Source organism: Helicobacter sp., from assembly GCF_022511165.1.
Lineage (GTDB): Bacteria > Campylobacterota > Campylobacteria > Campylobacterales > Helicobacteraceae > Helicobacter_C.
In genome coordinates, this window is sequence record NZ_JAFLSB010000082.1 from 1 (window position 1) to 634 (window position 634).

At 30.0% G+C, this 634-nt stretch carries 2 protein-coding genes; one reads left to right on the forward strand and one right to left on the reverse strand.

Annotated elements, in window-relative coordinates:
* A partial coding sequence (locus J1E28_RS07795; protein ID WP_291028491.1) for an aldo/keto reductase occupies positions 1–262 on the reverse strand: 262 nt, incomplete at its 3' end.
* Positions 263–468: 206 nt separating this feature from the next.
* Here J1E28_RS07795 and J1E28_RS07825 point away from each other — a divergent pair.
* A partial coding sequence (locus J1E28_RS07825) for a DUF262 domain-containing protein (protein WP_366008953.1) occupies positions 469–634 on the forward strand: 166 nt, incomplete at its 3' end.

The window sequence follows — 634 nt, forward strand, 5'->3', positions numbered from 1 at the left end:
ATTGATTCTTTCCTTGTTTAAGAGAATTTTGCTTAAAAATTTTCGTGGTGATAAAAAGCTCCTCTCTTTTAATCCCACTAGCTTTTATATCCGCTCCCAAAGCTTCCTCATTGCCATAAATTTGCGAAGTATCAAAAAGGCGGTATCCAACCTCTAAAGCCTCCTCTACAACTCTTTGACATTCTTTTAAATCTGGCATATTAAGCATACCAAATCCTAAAATTGGCATTTTTACGCCATTGTTTAAAATAATCGTTTGCATTATTTCTCCTTGAAATTGCGTATTTTGGTAAAACCATTTTTTTATTTGCTCAAGTGATAAAGAAATTATACAGCATTAGAGTAGCTCTAAGTCAAGGGGGTTTAAGTAAATAAGTAAAATGGTAAAATTTGGTTTGAGTTTAGAAAAATTTAACTGATATTTTAATAGAATAAAGTCTTTAATTTATCATTCAAGGAAAAAAGTCAATGAAAGCAACAGAAAATAATTTTGGTTTTATAGAGCAGGAATCTTTAATTGAAATTCCATTTTTTCAAAGAGCTTATGTTTGGGGGCAAAATGAATGGGAACAACTTTTTGAAGATTTAAAAATGAGTTTTGAAAACAACAAAGAGCATTTTCTAGGCTCAATTA